The following is a 17,151-nucleotide window of genomic DNA, read 5'->3' as shown; positions in this document are numbered from 1 at the left end:
GACGGCCGGCGTCAGACTGCGCTCTCGGCGAACCGCGACAACGCCAACAACCGCGACGTCGCACGCAGGTACTTCTTCTTGTATCCACCGTTGAGCATCTCTTCGGTGAAGATCTCGTCGAGCTTGCTGCCAGAAACGGTGACCGGGATGTTGGCGTCGTAGAGACGGTCGGCGAGAACCACCATGCGCAGTGCCACCGACTGATCGCGTGCGGCGTGCACATCGCTGATGCAGACCAGCGAGACACCGTCGACGAGATCCTTGTACTTCGACGGATGCAGCGTGCTCAGGTGATCACACAACTCATCGAAGTCGTCGAGGGTGGCACCGACGGTCGACTCGGCGAGTTCGGCGAGTTCGGCATCCGAGCGTGGATCGGGTGCCGGCGGCAGATCACGATGCCGGTAGTCGGGGCCGTCCACCCGGATCGTCTCGAACACCGCGGACAACTTGCGGATCTCGCGCAGGAAGTCCTGGGCGGCGAATCGCCCCTCGCCGAGCTGTCCCGGCAGCGTGTTGGATGTCGCCGCGATGGAGACCCCGTTCGTCGTCAACTCGGTCAGCAATCGAGACACCAGCATGGTGTCACCCGGGTCGTCGAGTTCGAATTCGTCGATACAGAGCACCGTGTGCTGTGAGAGTCGTTCGACGGCGTTGACGAAACCGAGGGCTCCGACCACGTGGGTCACCTCGACGAAGGTCGCGAAGGCTTTCGGCTCCGGCATCGAGTGGTAGATCGAGGCCAGCAGATGGGTCTTGCCGACACCGAATCCGCCGTCGAGATAGAGCCCGACGCCCTGCCCGGTCTTCTTGCGGGAGAACAGGCCACCCTTACCGCCACGCACCTTGGCCGCCCGGGCCACGAAGTCGCGCCCCTTGGCGACCGCCTCGGCCTGTGAGGGCTCGGCCGGATCGGGGATATAGGAGTCGAAGCTGACCGAGTCGAACGTCGACGGGGGCACCATCTCGTCGATCAGCGCCTCGGGTGCAACCGTCGGATTGCGGTCGCAGAGTCGTGCGGTCATAAGGGGCAGCGTAACGACCTCGGCCATGATGGAGTCATGTTCGGTCTACAGAAAGCGACCCAGCTCACACCTGCCGATGACCAGGCCACAACCCTGCGGTGGCTCGCCCAGCAGTATGCCTACCCACCGCTTCCCTCCCCTCCGCCCTGCCTGCCCCGACCCTTCGTGCGAGCGAACATGGTCGGGTCCATCGATGGTGCGGTGACAGTGGACGGTCGCTCGGGCGGGCTCGGCGGACCCGGCGACAAGGCGGTGTTCCGTGTGCTGAGAGCACTCGCCGATGTCGTCGTGGTCGGCGCGAGCACCGCGGTCACCGAGGGCTACCGACAACCGTCGGCCGACGACGAGTTCACCGCTGACCGCACCGCGCGAGACCAGACGCCCGCACCCGCGCTGGCGTTGCTGTCGCGGTCGTTGTCGATCCCCGACGACTTCGCGCCCGTGGCTCAGCTGCAGACCCTGGTTCTGACCTGCGCGTCGGCTCCCGCGGACAGGCGCTCGGCCCTGACCGACATCGGCGCGACACTCATCGACTGCGGCGACGACACCGTCGACCCGCACGCCGTCCTCGATGTGTGTGCCGAGCGCGGTTGGGTCCGGGTGTTGACCGAGGGCGGGCCGTCGTTGCTCGGCTCGTTGGCGCAGGCAGATGCGCTCGACGAACTGTGTGTCACCACCGCCCCCGTCGTCGTCGGCGGCGATGCCGGCCGCATCGTCTCCCACCGTGACGCCCTACCGACTCGGCCGATGCGGCCGGTGTCGATCATCACCGACGACGACGGCTACGTCTTCACCCGATGGGCGCGCACACCCACCGAAGACACGTACGGGCACCGCACCGACACCGACTAGGCTCGCGGTCATGCGACGAGCACCCCGGCGGCGGACCCGCGGATCCGAACCGAGGCGCACGGCGATGCCGGCCATCGCTGCGGCGCTGGTGACCGTCCTCGGCCTCGGTGGGTGTGCGGTCGGCCCGGACACCGGACCTCAAGTGGTGCACGGCGGTGGGGGCGGCGGCGAGCAGCCGTCGTCATCGGCGGCACCGACGGGCCTTCCGCCGATTCAGGCGCCACGCAATGACCTCGACTGGACCGACTGCGCACCCCAGACCGCCACCCGGTGGGGTGTCGACCGGCCAGACGGTGTCACGGTGCAATGTGCGGATCTGACCGTCCCCGTCAACCCCTACCGACCCACCGGCGACACCCTCACGGTCGGCCTCACCCGGGCACAGGTGGCGGCCACGCCCGACGACGCGGTGCCCGTCGTGTTGACCTCGGGTTCGGACCTGCCGTCCTCACGGACGCTGCTGATGCTGGCCGCCGGTCCGGGCCGCGCCCTGCTGGAACAGCATCCGGTGGTGGCAATCGACCGCCGTGGGGCACCGACCAGCGGCGAACTGGACTGTATGACCCGCGAGGAGCGGGCCGCGATACGCAGCAACGGCCTGGCCGGCGACGCCGACGCCACCCAGCAGCAACGGATCGACCGGCTGGCCGGGTCGGCCTCATCAGCCGCAGGTGGATGCACCGAGACCCTCGAACCGCATCAACTCGACTTCGGCGAGGCATTCGCCGCCGCCGACATCGAGGCCTTGCGTATCCGGTGGGGCGTCGACCAACTGGCGCTGGCCGGGGTCGGCGAAGGCTCCGACGTCGTCCTCGCCTACGCCGGGAACTTCTCGGGTCGCGCCGGACGCATCATCCTCGACACACCGACCCCGTTCGGCGCGAACGCCCGCGACCGCGCAGCCACCCGCGCTACCGGCGTACAGGCCGCCTTGCGGACCTTCGCCCAGCAGTGCAGCACCGCCGGCTCGTGCCCGCTCGGTGCCGACGGCACGGCCACCATCTCCGATGTCCTCGCCAAAGGCCGGGCCGGCCGGCTCAGCGGATTGTCCGACACGGAGGCATTGTCGGCGATCACCACGGCGGTGGCGCTGGCCCCCGACCGACCGGCCGCGACGACCGAGACCGCCGCGGCGATCGCGGCCGCCGATCGTGGCGACATCGGCGCGCTGACCACGCTGGCCGACCGCGCCGCCGCGCTGCGGCTCACCGACGGTCAGCTGGTCGCCCGCTGCAACGATGTGAGCGGGCCGGTGGGTCAGAACGAGATCCCGGGACTGATCGACGCCTGGAGCAAGCAGAACCCGCTCACCGGCGCCGACACTGCGCTGTCGCTGATGCGATGCAACGCGTGGGCGTCGTCGACGCCTGTGAACCCGCCGAGCGCGTTACCGGTCGACCCACTGGTACTCGACGGTGCCAACGACCCCATCAACGGCGGTGGCGGCGCCCAGGCACTCGGTGGTCTGTTCATCAGGGCCGGCACCACGCCGACGACGGTGAGCTGGGGTGGTCTGGGATATTCGGTCCTCGCCCGTAGTGCCTGCGCAGCCGACATCGTGACGCAGTACCTCGGTGACGAACCACTCGGTGAACCCACCGACCGTGGTTGCCCGAGCTGACTGCGGCGACGCGGCCCGCAACGTCGCAGGGCATGCGGTTTCGGCGCGCTGCTCGTAGTACGGTTCGCGGGTGGCGATTCTCGACAGGTACCTCCATCCGCAGATGACCTTTGATCGGATCATCCCGATGGTGCTGTGGCCGATCTCCATCATGATGGTCTTCCAGCGGTCGGTGATCCTTGCCGTCAACGGTGACCGGACCGACGATTTCCGGCCCGTATATCAGGCCGCCCTGCAGTTCCTCAACGGTCAACCCGTCTACGCCGAGAACCTCGACACCGTCGACCCCCACTACCTGTATCCCCCGTCGGGCACGCTACTGATGGCCCCGATCGCGGTGATCGATCCGGAGCGCTCGCGCTGGCTGTTCATCGTGCTCAGCGTGCTCGCGCTGATCGCCTCAGCCTTTCTGCTGGCCAAACTCTTCGGATTCGCCGGACGCTCGTGGGTCGTGCCGCTGATCCTGTTCTTCTTCTTCAGTACCGAAACCGTGTCCCACACCCTGATCTTCACGAACTTCAACTCGTTCGTGCTGTTGGGGATGCTCGCCTTCATGCTGCTGATGATGCGGCGGCACGACTGGTGGGCGGGCCTCGCGATCGGCGTGACCGTCGCGGTCAAACCGGTGCTGATCCCGTTGCTGTTGCTGCCACTGCTCAACCGTCAATGGCGGGTGCTGGTGACCGGCATCGGAACGCCGGTGATCCTCAACATCATCGCGTGGCCGTTGATCGCCGACCCCAATTCCTTCGTCACCCGCACGGTGCCTTACCTCGGGGAGGCGCGGGACTACTACAACAGCTCGATCGCCGGCAACGGCGCCTACTTCGGGGTCGCCGACTGGCTGGTGCTGCTGCTGCGCATCGCGTTCGTCCTGATGGCGGCGTTCAGCCTGTGGTTCCTCTACCGCTACTACCGTCGCACCGATGAACTGCTGTGGCTGGCGACCTCCACCGGCGTCCTGCTGGTCACTGAATTCCTGGTCGGCGCGCTCGGCCAGGGCTACTACTCGATGCTGCTGTTCCCGCTGCTGATGACCGTCTTCCTGCCCGGTTCGACGATGCGCAACTGGCCGGCCTGGCTGGGCGTCTACGGGTGTATGACCTTCGACTCCTACTACTCCGACGAATGGGACGCCTTCGGCCGGATGCTGGAGTTCAACAAGGTCACCTGGGGCTGGTCACTGTTGATGATCGCGGTGTTCTGCTCGCTGCTGTTCCGCTACCTCGACATGCGACGCGACGGTGTCACGACCCTGTCGGCCGATGCCGGTTCCGGGGCGGTGGACCCCGCGCTGACCGCGCGCACCCGCGACGGTGGCGAGGGCGCCGACACAGTGGCTACCGTGGAGAAATGAGTTCGAACATCCCCGCCGAGTCCGGATCCGTGGATGCCGGTGAGATCACCGACGACCAGTGGCGGCAGCGACTGACCCCGGCCGAGTACCGGGTGCTGCGCCAGGCCGGCACCGAAGCCCCGTTCACCGGCGAGTACACCGACACCAAGACCGTCGGTGTGTACCGCTGCCGGGCATGCGACGCCGAATTGTTCCGCAGCGAGCAGAAATTCGACTCACACTGCGGATGGCCGTCGTTCTTCTCCCCGCTGGCCGGCGACGCCATCATCGAGCGGGCCGACGACTCACTCGGCATGCGGCGTGTGGAGGTGCTGTGCGCCAACTGCGGCAGCCATCTGGGTCACGTCTTCTCCGGCGAGGGCTACAACACCCCCACCGATCTGCGCTACTGCATCAACTCGATCAGCCTGAAACTCGAACCGGCCGAGGAGTGAGCGGGTTCGCCCTTCCGCAAGCTCCAGGGCTCCTCAGGGACCAGGACAGGCTCTTCCGTTGTCCCGCGCTCCCTGACGAACCCGCGAAGAGGCGTCACGGAGGGCTCCTCAATCGACCCCGCCCGCTGATCGAGTAGCCGCCGAGCCCCTGGGCGAGGACGCGTATCGAGATCAGATCAGTGGGTTTCGACACGCGTCGGGCTCGCAAGCTCGCACGCCGCTTCTCAACCAGCGTCGTTACGGTGCACAGCCAGCAGCGCTCAGGGCAGCGCGTCGATCAGTGCGGTCGGCTCGACGCGCGGGCCGGTGAAGAACGGCGTCTCCTCGCGCACATGCATCCGTGCCTCGGTGGCGCGCAGATCGCGCATCAGGTCGACGATGCGGTGCAGCTCGGGCGCCTCGAAGGCGAGCAGCCACTCGTAGTCGCCGAGCGCGAACGACGAGACGGTGTTGGCACGGACATCCTTGTAGGCGCGTGCCGCCTTGCCGTGATCGGCCAGCATCTTGCGACGCTCCTCGTCCGGCAGCAGGTACCACTCGTAGGACCGCACGAACGGGTAGACGCAGATGTAGTTGCCGGGTTCCTCCCCCGCCAGGAACGCAGGGATGTGGCTTTTGTTGAACTCTGCGGGACGGTGCAAGGCGACGTTGCTCCACACGGCGTCGCAGGCCCGACCGAGGATCGTCTCACGACGGAAGCGTGCATAGGCGGCCTGGAGCGCTTCGACCTCTTCGGCGTGCCACCAGATCATGAAGTCGGCATCGGCACGCAGACCCGAGACGTCGTAGATGCCGCGGACCACCACCCCGGAGTCCTCCAGCGACTTGAGGAAGTCGGTGGCATCGGCCTTCGCCTGATCCCGATCGGCGCCCAGTTCGCCGGGCCGCACGGCGAACACCGAGAACATCAGGTAGCGGATGGTGGAATTGAGTTCGGCGTAGTCCAAACGGCTCATGCGTTCATGGTGCCACCGTGACCGCACGCACGATCAGTCAGGTCAGGTCGGCCAGATCCGCGAGCAGCGCAGACACCGCCCGACCGGCCTGGCCGATACAGGCGGGTACGCCCACCCCGGCATAGGCCGATCCGGCGAGCACGAGGCCGCGCGGACGAGCACGCGCCACGTCGGCCATGGCAGCCAGATGGCCAGGTGCGTACACCGGCAGTCCGTTAGTCCATCGCTGCACGTAGGTGGCCCGCACCCGTCCCGAGGGAGCCGGGACGCCCGCGGCCCGGCAGACTTCGTCCAGATCCTCGAGTGCCTCCGCGCGGATCCGGTCGTCGACACCCGCCTCAATGCAGTCGTCGGGGATCGGCGCCCGATACCGGCCAAACGAGGCCCGAACCGACACCGGTCCGTCGTCGTCGGCGAGATGCGCCCACTTGCGAGAGCTGAAGGTGAATGCCTTGGCACGCAGCGTGTCCCCTGTCGCCACGAGCACACCCGAGCGATCCGGCAACACGGTGCCCGGTTCCAGCGCGATCGACACCACCAGCGACGACGCGCGCGGGACGGCCTGCAGCGGCGCCGCCATCCGCGGCTCGGCGCGGCGCAGGAGATGCCCGGCCTGCCAGGCGGGCATCGCGAGCACCACTCCGTCATGGTGGACGTGGCGGTCGCCGTCGACCTCCAGATTCCAGCCACCGTCACCCGGCGCCAGATCGCGGACGTACGAACACATCTGCGGCGCGACCCCGGCCGCCTCGATCAGCGCATCGATGAGGACGGCATAGCCACCCACCAGGGTTCCGAACACCGGTCCGGTACCGGTCGCCTTCGCCGTGAGATCCGTCACCGCGGTCGTCAGATTCGGCGCCCCTTGGTCGAGCGCCGCTGCCAGTGCCGGAAGCGCCTCGCGCACACCGATGTCGGTGGCCAGGCTCGAGTAGACCCCGCCCAACATCGGGTCGACGCTTCGCGCGACCACCGAGGGCCCGAACCGGTCGGCGACCAGGTCTCCCACCGATGGATCATCACCGACCCGCCAGCGCAGTCGCCGCGACGACTCGTCGGCCATCCACTCCACGTCGGCCGGATCCGCCAGTTCGGCCACCGCGTCCGGCGTGGCCGGTATCCCCATCAGCGCGGGCGTAGGCAGCGGGTGAAGGCGCCCGCCTGACCAGATCGCCGGTCGACGCGGCGTGGGTGCCACAACCCGGTCGCCCAGACCCAGTTCACCGACCAGGTCGACGGCTTCGGGCCGCCGGACGATGAACGCCTCGGCACCCACGTCGACCGCTCGCCCACCGACATCGAGGGTCCGCACCACACCACCCGGGATGGTGCCGGATTCGTAGACGTCGATGTGCACGTCGTCACCGAGTGCCTGCCGAACCCGGTAGGCCGCCGTAAGGCCGGATATCCCGGCGCCGATGATCGCGATGCGGGCGGTCATGACGTCGCGTCGGGCATCAGAGGCTGTGGACGAGCTCGACCGCGCGGGTGATCACATCGGGGTCGGTACTCGGCAACACGCCGTGGCCCAGGTTGAAGATGTGCCCGGTCGCGCCCGCGCGCACCGCGCGGTCCCCGTCGGCGACGACTCTGCGGACCTCACGTTCCACCACGTCAGACCCCGCGAACATCAACGTCGGGTCGAGATTGCCCTGAACCGCCTTGCCCGGGCCGACGCGGCGTACCGCTTCGTCGAGCGGCACGCGCCAGTCGACGCCGATCACATCGGCCCCGGCCTCGGCCATGGCTCCGAGCAACTCGCCAGTGCCCACTCCGAAGTGGATGCGCGGCACGTCGTGGTCGGCGACCTCGGCGAAGACGCGGGAACTGTGGGGGGCGACGTAGGTCTGATAATCGGCGAGTGACAGCATGCCCGCCCACGAGTCGAACAGCTGCAGTGCGTCGATCCCGGCATCGAGTTGGACCCGCAGGAAGGTGATCGTGATGTCGGCCAGACGCCCCATCAGTGCGTGCCAGGTCTCCGGATCGCCGTGCATGAGTGCCTTGGTGCGCTCGTAGTGCCGGCTCGGACCACCTTCGATCAGGTACGAGGCCAACGTGAACGGCGCACCGGCGAAACCGATGAGGGCGGCCTTGTCCGGCAGTTCGTCGAGAATCAGCTCGATCGCATGCGCGATGGCACCCACCGAGTGCTCCTCGAGCCGCGGCAGATTCGCCACGTCGGCGGCGTCCCTCACCGGGTTGGCGATCACCGGTCCGGTACCGGCGACGATGTCGAGATCGATGCCGGCCGCCTTCAACGGCACCACGATGTCGGAGAACAGGATGGCCGCATCCACATCGTGTCGACGGACCGGCTGCATGGTGATCTCGCAGACCAGTGCCGGGTCGAAGCAGGACTCCAGCATGCCGTGGTCGGCGCGGATGGCACGGTACTCCGGCAGCGATCGACCCGCCTGCCGCATGAACCACACCGGCCGACGTTCCGGGGAGGCGCCGCGGGCCGCGGCGACCAGTGGGAGATCGTGTGCGCGACGGGCGCTGGAACGTGTTGTCTCGGACATCGCCTCTACTCTGCCACGTCTCGGCGCGCCTCCTACCACCGTGGGGCCACCGGACCTACCGTCGAGGCGTGACCTCTTCGGGAGCTCCGACGGAGCCTGCTGACTTCCGCGCCGCGGTGTCGTCATTGCATGCCGCGCGGATCCGACCGGAAATCGAGGTCGGACCGATCCGTCCGCCACAACGTCTCGCCCCGTACAGCTACGCGGTCGGTGCCGAGGTACGTAGCGCCGGCGACGCCGACGACGTACCGGTGGATTCCACGGGTAGCTCGTTCGGGCGGCTGATCCTGCTCTACGACCCCGCCGGCCAGGAAGCCTGGAACGGGACCATGCGGATGGTCGCCTACGTGCAGGCCGAGGTGGAGGCCGCGCTGGCGATGGACCCGCTGCTGCCGGAGGTGGCATGGAGCTGGCTGTCCGACGCGCTCGGCGTTCCGACCGGTGAGACCTCCGGGCACGCGCCGGCGAGCGGGGTGGCGGTGACCGCACTCGGCGGCACGGTGACCTCCACCACCTCGGTTCGCTACGGCGACATCGCGGGACCGCCGCGCGCCCACCAACTCGAGCTGCGCGCCTCATGGACCGCGGGGGGTCTGGAACTGGCCGGACACCTCGAGGCGTTCTGCGAGGTGTTGTCGTCGGCCGCCGGTCTGCCACCCTCGGGTGTCACCGAACTGGGCCCGGCCTGATTCGGTGGCGGGTCCGATGACGAGCGGCGACGAGACGACCGGACCCTCTGATCCGACACCACCGGAGGCGGTGACCGAACCCCTCCTCCGTCCGGCCGAGGGCGTGCCGCCTGTGCTGACCAGCGCCGCCGAGTTCGCTGCGGCTGCCGAGTCCATCGCCGCCGCACATGGGCCGATCGCGGTGGACACCGAGCGCGCCTCCGGCTATCGCTACTCCCAACGGGCCTACCTGATCCAGATCCGCCGCACCGGTGCGGGCACCTTTCTGCTCGACCCGATCGAGGAGCCTGCCGCGCTGGCGCCGGTCATCGAAGCGCTGGACGGACCCGAGTGGGTCCTGCATGCCGCCGACCAGGACCTGCCCTGTCTGCGCGAGGTCGGCTTCGTCTGCCGCGAGCTCTACGACACCGAGTTGGCCGGACGCCTACTCGGCCTGAGCAAGGTGAATCTCGCCGCGATGGTGGCCGAGTTTCTCGGCCTCGGGCTCGTGAAGGGCCATGGCGCCGCCGATTGGTCGCGGCGGCCGCTACCCGCAGACTGGCTGAACTATGCCGCCCTGGACGTGGAGGTCCTCGTCGAGCTGCGCGACGCGATGGATGCCGCCCTCGCCGCCGCCGGAAAGGACCAGTGGGCGCGCGAGGAGTTCCGGTTCGTGCTGGAGCGGCCACCTGCTCCCCCACGTCCCGACCGCTGGCGCAAGACGTCGAACATCCACACGATCAAGAACGTCCGGACCCTGGCCGCGATCCGCGAACTGTGGACCGCTCGTGAGGAACTCGCGCAACGTCGAGACGTCGCACCCGGGCGGGTACTGCCCGATTCGGCCATCGTCACCGCCGCCACCGCCAACCCCACGTCACAAGCGGAACTCACGCGCCTGCCCGTGTTCGGGGGTCCCCGCCAACGCCGCCAGGCCCACATCTGGCTGCGCGCGCTGGACCGGGCCCGGGAGCTCGCTGATGCCGACCTGCCGCCGCGCCGGTCCCCGACGACCGGACTTCCGCCGATCAATCGGTGGGATCAGCGCAATCCCGACGCGGCGGCGCGGGCCGCGCGGGTACGTCCCGTGATCCGAGAGATCGCCGAAGCGCACCAGGTGCCGACGGAAAACCTGCTCGCCCCCGAGGTGGTGCGGCAATTGTGCTGGGAGGGTGTACCTCTGCCGGCCACCGCCGCGTCGGTTGCTGCCCGCCAGGCTGACGAGGGAGCCCGTCGATGGCAACGCGATCTGACCGCAGCTGCGATCGCAGAGGCACTCAACAGCGTCGACGTCGAGCCCTCCGCCACGAACCAGACCCCCGACGCCGAACGCCGCGACTGAAACACTCGGCCTCGGGCGGCGTCAGCCGTCGGCCTCGGGGGCGGCCGACACATCCGACTGGGACAGCTCGGATCCGGACAGCTCGGACTCGTCCAACTCGCTATCGGCCGAGTCCCTCGCCGAGTGCATCTCGGCGACGGTCGCGGTGATGGTGCGCGCGAGATCCTGGGCGGTGAGACCGAAACCGGAGAGCAGTTGTCCGCGGGAGGCATGTTCGACGAACCGTTGCGGAATGCCCCGGTGATGCACCGGGACCGCGACGCCGGCGTCGGACAGCGCATCACTGACCGCCGACCCGACTCCGCCGCGCACACCGCTGTCCTCGAGAGTCACCACCAGTCGATGACGTCGGGCGAGATCGGCGATCGACCCCGGGACCGGTAGCACCCAGCGCGGGTCCACCACAGTTGCGTCGATGCCCTGCCGTCCGAGCCGCTGCGCAGTGTCCACCGCGAGACCGCAGAAGGCACCGACCGCGACGATGAGCACATCGCCGGCCGCCGCACCGACACCCGGCGCCACCCGATGCAGCACGTCAACGCCGTCTTCAAGGCGCTCGACCGCCCGGATATCTTCGGGCACAGCGCCTTTGGAGAATCGCACGGCGGTCGGGCAGTCGCTGACCGCGAGGGCTTCGGCAAATTCCTCGCGCAGCCGCACGGCGTCGCGCGGCGCGGCGACCCGTAGGCCGGGCACCAACGACATCAAGGACAGATCCCACATGCCGTGATGGCTGGGGCCGTCGGGTCCGGTGATACCGGAGCGGTCCAGCACCAGGGTCACCGGCAGCTTCAGCAGCGCCACATCCATCAGCAACTGGTCGAAGGCGCGGTTGAGGAAGGTGGAGTAGATCGCGACGACCGGATGGAGCCCACCGAGCGCCAGCCCCGCGGCCGAGGTCATCGCATGCTGCTCGGCGATCCCGACATCGAACATCCGGTCAGGGAACTTCTCGCCGAACGGCGTCAGACCGGTGGGACCGGGCATGGCCGCGGTGATCGCGACGATGTCGTCGCGGCGCGAGCCGGCCTCGATCAACGCCGCGGAGAACACCGAGGTCCAGTCCTGTGGCGACACGCTGGTGGCGCGTCCGGTCCGCGGATCGATGATCCCGGTTGAGTGCATCTGGTCGGCTTCGTGGTTCTCGGCGGGCGCATACCCCATCCCCTTCCGGGTGACGGTGTGCACGATGACCGGGGCACCGAATGCCTTGGCCTGCCCGAACGCCGACTCCAGTGCCGCGATGTCATGACCGTCGACCGGGCCGACGTACTTGATGCCCAGGTCGGTGAACATTGCCTGCGGGGAGAGCAGATCTTTGAGGCCGCTTTTCATCCCGTGCAGTACCGCGTACGCGGGTTCGCCGACCACCGGCAACTGCTTGACCGCGCGACGACTCTCGTCGAGGAAACGCTCGTAGGCCGGCTGCAGCCGCAACCCGGACAGGTGGCGGGCCAACCCGCCGATGGTGGGGGCATAGGACCGGCCGTTGTCGTTGACCACGATCACCACCGGTCGGTCGCCACCGGCGATGTTGTTCAACGCTTCCCAGCACATACCGCCGGTCAGCGCGCCGTCGCCGACGACGGCCACCACGGTCCGGTCAGCAGAGCCGGTCAACTCGAAGGATTTGGAAAGGCCGTCGGCGTAGGACAGTGCCGCCGACGCATGTGAGGACTCGACCCAGTCGTGCTCGCTCTCGGCGCGCTCCTGGTAGCCGGTGAGTCCGCCCTGCTGGCGCAGCCCGTCGAAACCGTCCTGCCGGCCGGTGACGATCTTGTGGACATAACTCTGATGTCCGGTGTCGAAGATGACCGGGTCGCGGGGGGACTCGAACACGCGGTGCAGCGCCAACGTCAGTTCCACGACCCCGAGATTGGGGCCGAGGTGCCCGCCGGTCGCGGACACCTTGTCGATGAGGAACGCCCGGATCTCGGCGGCCAGAGTGGTCATGTCCTCCGGCGACAGCGCCTGCAGATCGGTCGGCGAACCGATCTTCTCGAGCACGCCCATCGAGTCCTCCATCACATCCGTCGATTCAGATCAGCACGCCGGGCTGATGGCGTGCGTTCCATCGGGCGCTGTGGCCTCGATGGCTTTCCCGACAGTCTACGGACCGGACCCGGATCGTCGGATTCACGCCGACCGCCGCGCGCCCGTCGGATTGATCACACGCGGGTGGCGCGTCACCGTCGGCGATGTGCGGGCACCAAGGCGGCGATGACCTCGACGTGATGGGTCAACGGGAACGCGTCGAACGCCCTGATCTCCTGCACCCGATATCCCTGGTCACCGAAGAGGGCCAGATCGCGAGCGAATCGCCCGATGTCGCATCCCACGTGCACGATCACATCCGGATCGGCATCGGCGACCACACCGATCACTGCCGCGCCGGCACCGGTGCGCGGCGGGTCCAGGATCACCACGTCGGGGGTCGGCAGTTGCGCGGCCACCGTCGCCACCTCACCGCGATGCACCTCGACGATGCCGTCGTCGAAGGTGGCCTCGGCAGCAGCGAGGGCGGCCGCGTCGGAATCCACGACATGCACCGTGGCCACCGACCCGAGGTCCGCCCTGCCTGCCACATCGATCATCGCTCCCGCCAACACACCGGCCCCGCCGTACAGATCCCACACGACACCGTCCCCGCAACCGCCCGCCGCTGCGACCAGGTCCACGACCGTCTGCCCGTACGTCGCGGGGGCGGCGCGGTGGGCCTGCCAGAAACCGGTCACGGGGATCTGCCAGATCCGGTCGCCGACACGATGTGGCGCGGTGGCCGAACCCTCGACCACGCGTTGCGCGCGGGGCTGCTCACGCCGCCGCCGCGTCGCCTGCGCCGCGCCGCGGGCACCACGGCGTGCACGCCGCACCGGCCGGGGAGGGGCGATTTCGATGATGTGGCGCCCACCGTCCATATCGGCGACGATCGCGAGGTCACCGCCCGGGGTCAGCTCGAGATCGTCGAGTCCGGCGAGCATCCCGGCCTCCGGGGCCGCACACGAATGGCCGGCGACGATGCCCGAGCCGTGCCGGGCGTGCATGCCCGCGCGGCCGGCGGAATCGATGCCGAGACGGGTCCGTACCCGCCAGCCGGTGCCGCTGTCACCCAGACCGGTCACCGGTGTGGACGCGATGCCGAGGTCGTCGAGCGCGTCAGCGCCGAATCCGCCGATCCGACCCAACGCGTCCCGCACGACCTGTGCCTTCAGGTCACGCGCATGCTCGACCGAAACGAACGCGAGGTCACAACATCCGGCACCGTGTCGGGCGGCATCACAGATCGGCTCGACCCGGAAGGGCGAGGGTTCGATGATCTCAATGACCTCGGCTCGAACGAAGCGCTCCCGGCTGTCGTCGACGATCCGAGCCCGGACCAGTTCACCCGGGATCGCATCCCGGACGAAGACGACCCGACCGTCGAGTCGACCGACCGCCTCGCCACCGTTGGCCGGACGGTCGGGCCGCAGCACGATCTCGCGGGCATCGTCGTCGGTTGTGCTCACCGTGCTGTCACCGGTCGTCGAGGTCGCTGCCCAGGGCCCGGCGCGTGTCCCCCGGCGCCGAGTACTCGAGGTCACGATTCTTGAGTCGGATCGACGAGTTGAGCTGCCACGGCACAGACGTGACCATGACGCCCGGTTCGAACAGCAACCGTGTCTTGAGGCGCAGCGCCGACTGGTTGTGCAGGATCTGCTCCCACCAATGCCCGACCACGTATTCGGGAATGAAGACGGTGATCACGTCGCGCGGCGATTCGCGACGCACCCGACGTACATAGTCGATGACCGGGCGGGTGACCTCCCGGTACGGAGACGCAATCACCTTCAGCGGCACCGAGACCTCACTCGCCTCCCACTGCGATACCAGCTTGCGTGTATCGCGGTCGTCGACGTTGACGGTGATCGCCTCCAGGACGTCGGGTCGCGTTGCCCGGGCGTAGAGCACGGCGCGACGGGTGGCCAGATGCAGCGTGGAGACCAGCACGATCGAGTGGGTGCGGCTGGGCAGCACCGAATCCTCGTCGGCCCGCTCGAGTTCGCGCTGCACGGTCGAATAGTGCAGGTGGATCAGCTTCATCAAGACGAACAACACCACCATCGCGAGGATCGCGATCCAGGCGCCCTGGGTGAACTTGGTCACCAGCACCACCACCAACACGGTCGCCGTCATCACCAGGCCGACAGCGTTGATTACCCGCGACCGCTGCATCCGGTGGCGCGCATGCGGGTCGGTCTCGGTCCGCAGGTGACGTGTCCAATGTCGAACCATGCCCGTCTGGCTGAGCGTGAACGAGACGAACACCCCGACGATGTAGAGCTGGATCAGCGACGTGACCTGCGCGCCGAACGCGATCACGAAGACCATCGCGGCGACCGCGAGGAACACGATGCCGTTGCTGAAAGCGAGCCGATCACCGCGGGTGTGCAGCTGACGCGGCAGGTACCGGTCCTGCGCGAGCACCGAGCCGAGCACGGGGAACCCGTTGAATGCGGTGTTGGCGGCCAAGATCAGGATCAGTGCGGTGACGGTCGCGACAAAGTAGAAGCCCGGCGTGAACGAGTCGAACACCGCATGTGCCAGCTGGGCGATCATCGCCTTCTGCTGATACCCCTCCGGGGCGCCGATGAGATCCTGCTCCGGGTTCTCGACGTACTTGGCGCCGATCTGCTGGGCGAGCAGGACGATACCCATCAGCAGCGTGATGGAAAAAGCTCCGAGCAGCAGCAGTGTGGTCGCCGCGTTGCGGGACTTGGGTTTCCGAAAGGCCGGAACGCCGTTGCTGATGGCCTCCACGCCGGTCAACGCGGCACATCCGGAGGAGAACGCCCGGGCGATCAGGAACACGAAAGCGATACCGACGAGGTGGCTGTCCTCCGCGCGGATCTCGAAATCGGCCGTCTCGGACTGGATGTCCTCACCCAGCACGAAGATCTCCAGGAATCCCCAGATCAGCATCGCGGAGACACCGAAGATGAAGGCGTAGGTGGGGATCGCGAGTACTGCCCCCGATTCCTTGATCCCGCGCAGGTTGACCGCGGCGAGCAACGCGATCGCGGCGACACTGAACCACACCTTGTGTTCGGAGACGAACGGGATGGCCGAGCCCACGTTCTCGGCGGCCGACGCGATCGACACCGCGACGGTGAGCACATAGTCGACCAGCAGCGCGCTGCCCACGGTGAGTCCGGCGTTGGGACCGAGGTTGACCGTCGCCACCTCGTAGTCACCGCCACCGGACGGATAGGCGTGCACGTTCTGCCGGTAGCTGGCCACCACCACGATCATCACGACGGCGACCGCTACTGCCACCCACGGGGTGAAGACCAGACCACTGAGTCCGGCGATGGACAGCACCAGGAAGATCTCCTGCGGTGCGTAGGCCACCGAAGACATCGCGTCGGAAGCGAACACCGGCAGCGCGATGCGCTTGGGCAGCAGGGTGTGACCCAGTTTGTCGCTGCGGAACGGGCGGCCGAGCAGAATCCGTTTGGTCGCTACGGACACCTTGGACACGGTGGACACCAGGCAACACTAGAGCGTGTAGTAGACAAAGGCCACAAGGGACCGGCCGCATCGATCCGGCCACCACGGATGTGTAACGTCGTCGCCCGACACGTCGGTGTGCGCGGTAGGTTCGATGGGTCCGTACCGCGCTTGCATCGTCGTCGCGGGATGTCCGCACAGTCGGAAGGGTGCACGTGCAGGTAGTCATCATGGGGTGCGGTCGCGTGGGTTCATCGCTGGCGATGGCCATGCAGAAGCGGGGCCACGACGTCGCGGTCATCGACCGTGACGAGTCGTCGTTCATCCGGCTGAGCCCGCAGTTCGTCGGCACCACCGTGGTGGGCGTCGGCTTCGACCGGGATGTACTGACGCGCGCGGGTATCGAGAAGGCCGACGCGTTCGCGGCGGTGTCCTCCGGGGACAACTCCAACATCATCTCCGCGCGTGTCGCGCGGGAGACCTTCGGGGTCGAACGCGTCGTCGCACGCATCTACGACGCCAAACGCGCGCAGGTCTACGAACGGCTCGGCATTCCCACCGTCGCCACCGTGCCGTGGACGACGGAGCGATTCGTCTCGGCGCTCGGCGAGACCTCCACCACCATCGAATGGCGAGATCCGTCGGGGTCGTTGGTCATCGCCGAACTCGAGGTCGACGAATCCTGGATCGGGGTGAAGGTCGGCAAGTTCCAGGAAGAGACCGGTGGGCGGATCGCCTTCCTGAACCGACTGGGGAACCCAATCCTTCCTGACGCGAAAACCGTTGTGCAGCAAGATGACCTCATCTATGCGGCGATCCCGACCGAGCAGCTCGATGCCGCTCGCGCCACTGCCCGGTCCCCGCGGATCACATCCGACTGACTC

At 68.0% G+C, this 17,151-nt stretch carries 14 protein-coding genes; 7 read left to right on the top strand and 7 right to left on the bottom strand.

What is annotated here, in order from left to right:
• Positions 1-11: 11 nt before the first annotated feature.
• Positions 12-1,025 carry a cell division protein ZapE gene (gene zapE / locus VX037_RS04330; RefSeq protein WP_235722130.1) on the bottom strand — a complete coding sequence of 338 codons (1,014 nt, stop codon included), beginning with the start codon at positions 1,023-1,025 and terminating at the stop codon, positions 12-14.
• A 36-nt stretch (positions 1,026-1,061) separates the two neighbouring features.
• Here zapE and VX037_RS04325 point away from each other — a divergent pair, with 36 nt between their 5' ends.
• The 4 genes from VX037_RS04325 (at position 1,062) to msrB (ending at position 5,289) form a co-directional block, all read left to right on the top strand.
• Positions 1,062-1,877: a dihydrofolate reductase family protein gene (locus tag VX037_RS04325; RefSeq protein ID WP_235722131.1), complete on the top strand. Its 816-nt coding sequence runs from the start codon at positions 1,062-1,064 to the stop codon at positions 1,875-1,877.
• 10 nt (positions 1,878-1,887) lie between these two features.
• Positions 1,888-3,498 carry an alpha/beta hydrolase gene (locus VX037_RS04320; RefSeq protein ID WP_372474955.1) on the top strand — a complete coding sequence of 537 codons (1,611 nt, stop codon included), beginning with the start codon at positions 1,888-1,890 and terminating at the stop codon, positions 3,496-3,498.
• Positions 3,499-3,568: 70 nt separating this feature from the next.
• Positions 3,569-4,855 carry a glycosyltransferase family 87 protein gene (locus tag VX037_RS04315; RefSeq protein ID WP_328713344.1) on the top strand — a complete coding sequence of 429 codons (1,287 nt, stop codon included), beginning with the start codon at positions 3,569-3,571 and terminating at the stop codon, positions 4,853-4,855.
• A complete protein-coding gene (gene msrB, locus VX037_RS04310) occupies positions 4,852-5,289 on the top strand; it encodes a peptide-methionine (R)-S-oxide reductase MsrB (RefSeq protein ID WP_235722133.1) in 438 nt (145 codons plus the stop codon). The genes VX037_RS04315 and msrB overlap by 4 nt, the downstream gene beginning before the upstream one ends.
• A 260-nt stretch (positions 5,290-5,549) precedes the next feature.
• Here msrB and hemQ read toward each other — a convergent pair whose 3' ends face one another.
• Genes hemQ through hemE form a run of 3 tightly spaced genes read right to left on the bottom strand, consistent with a single transcriptional unit; the run spans position 5,550 to position 8,770 of the window.
• Entirely contained in the window at positions 5,550-6,245 is a 696-nt protein-coding gene (gene hemQ / locus VX037_RS04305; RefSeq protein WP_235722134.1) for a hydrogen peroxide-dependent heme synthase, read from the bottom strand.
• A 37-nt stretch (positions 6,246-6,282) separates the two neighbouring features.
• Complete coding sequence (hemG, locus tag VX037_RS04300) at positions 6,283-7,686, bottom strand: protoporphyrinogen oxidase (protein WP_328713342.1); 1,404 nt, start codon at positions 7,684-7,686, stop codon at positions 6,283-6,285.
• A gap of 16 nt (positions 7,687-7,702) precedes the next feature.
• Entirely contained in the window at positions 7,703-8,770 is a 1,068-nt protein-coding gene (gene hemE, locus VX037_RS04295) for a uroporphyrinogen decarboxylase (protein WP_287016012.1), read from the bottom strand.
• A 68-nt stretch (positions 8,771-8,838) separates the two neighbouring features.
• Between hemE and VX037_RS04290 the strand changes: the two genes are divergently transcribed.
• Entirely contained in the window at positions 8,839-9,459 is a 621-nt protein-coding gene (locus tag VX037_RS04290) for a DUF3000 domain-containing protein (RefSeq protein WP_235722137.1), read from the top strand.
• A gap of 16 nt (positions 9,460-9,475) precedes the next feature.
• Positions 9,476-10,780: an HRDC domain-containing protein gene (locus VX037_RS04285; protein ID WP_287016013.1), complete on the top strand. Its 1,305-nt coding sequence runs from the start codon at positions 9,476-9,478 to the stop codon at positions 10,778-10,780.
• A 21-nt stretch (positions 10,781-10,801) separates the two neighbouring features.
• On the opposite strand, the gene dxs is transcribed toward VX037_RS04285, so the two are convergent.
• The 3 genes from dxs to VX037_RS04270 form a co-directional block, all read right to left on the bottom strand.
• The gene (gene dxs, locus VX037_RS04280; RefSeq protein ID WP_328713340.1) at positions 10,802-12,793 is read right to left on the bottom strand and encodes a 1-deoxy-D-xylulose-5-phosphate synthase; all 1,992 of its coding nucleotides are present in this window, start codon (positions 12,791-12,793) and stop codon (positions 10,802-10,804) included.
• A gap of 173 nt (positions 12,794-12,966) precedes the next feature.
• Positions 12,967-14,286, bottom strand: coding sequence for a class I SAM-dependent RNA methyltransferase (locus VX037_RS04275; RefSeq protein WP_328713338.1), 1,320 nt, complete (start codon positions 14,284-14,286; stop codon positions 12,967-12,969).
• 7 nt (positions 14,287-14,293) lie between these two features.
• Positions 14,294-16,306: an APC family permease gene (locus VX037_RS04270; protein WP_266062613.1), complete on the bottom strand. Its 2,013-nt coding sequence runs from the start codon at positions 16,304-16,306 to the stop codon at positions 14,294-14,296.
• Positions 16,307-16,482: 176 nt separating this feature from the next.
• Here VX037_RS04270 and VX037_RS04265 point away from each other — a divergent pair, with 176 nt between their 5' ends.
• Positions 16,483-17,148: a potassium channel family protein gene (locus tag VX037_RS04265; RefSeq protein WP_235722374.1), complete on the top strand. Its 666-nt coding sequence runs from the start codon at positions 16,483-16,485 to the stop codon at positions 17,146-17,148.
• Positions 17,149-17,151 lie beyond the last annotated feature (3 nt).

The sequence above is a fragment of the Gordonia sp. Z-3 genome, assembly GCF_036233855.1.
GTDB classification, from domain to species: Bacteria; Actinomycetota; Actinomycetes; order Mycobacteriales; family Mycobacteriaceae; genus Gordonia; species Gordonia tangerina.
The sequence above is the reverse complement of the archived record's forward strand: the minus strand, read 5'-3'. Positions and strand labels throughout refer to the sequence as shown.

What these genes read in the sequence shown, in the direction of transcription:
- dxs (WP_328713340.1), bottom strand. Translation starts at nt 12,793, where the DNA reads ATGGGCGTGCTCGAGAAGATCGGTTCGCCGACCGATCTGCAGGCGCTG.
- VX037_RS04285 (WP_287016013.1), top strand. Translation starts at nt 9,476, where the DNA reads ATGACGAGCGGCGACGAGACGACCGGACCCTCTGATCCGACACCACCG.
- hemE (WP_287016012.1), bottom strand. Translation starts at nt 8,770, where the DNA reads ATGTCCGAGACAACACGTTCCAGCGCCCGTCGCGCACACGATCTCCCA.
- VX037_RS04325 (WP_235722131.1), top strand. Translation starts at nt 1,062, where the DNA reads ATGTTCGGTCTACAGAAAGCGACCCAGCTCACACCTGCCGATGACCAG.
- hemG (WP_328713342.1), bottom strand. Translation starts at nt 7,686, where the DNA reads ATGACCGCCCGCATCGCGATCATCGGCGCCGGGATATCCGGCCTTACG.
- VX037_RS04320 (WP_372474955.1), top strand. Translation starts at nt 1,888, where the DNA reads ATGCGACGAGCACCCCGGCGGCGGACCCGCGGATCCGAACCGAGGCGC.
- zapE (WP_235722130.1), bottom strand. Translation starts at nt 1,025, where the DNA reads ATGACCGCACGACTCTGCGACCGCAATCCGACGGTTGCACCCGAGGCG.
- hemQ (WP_235722134.1), bottom strand. Translation starts at nt 6,245, where the DNA reads ATGAGCCGTTTGGACTACGCCGAACTCAATTCCACCATCCGCTACCTG.
- msrB (WP_235722133.1), top strand. Translation starts at nt 4,852, where the DNA reads ATGAGTTCGAACATCCCCGCCGAGTCCGGATCCGTGGATGCCGGTGAG.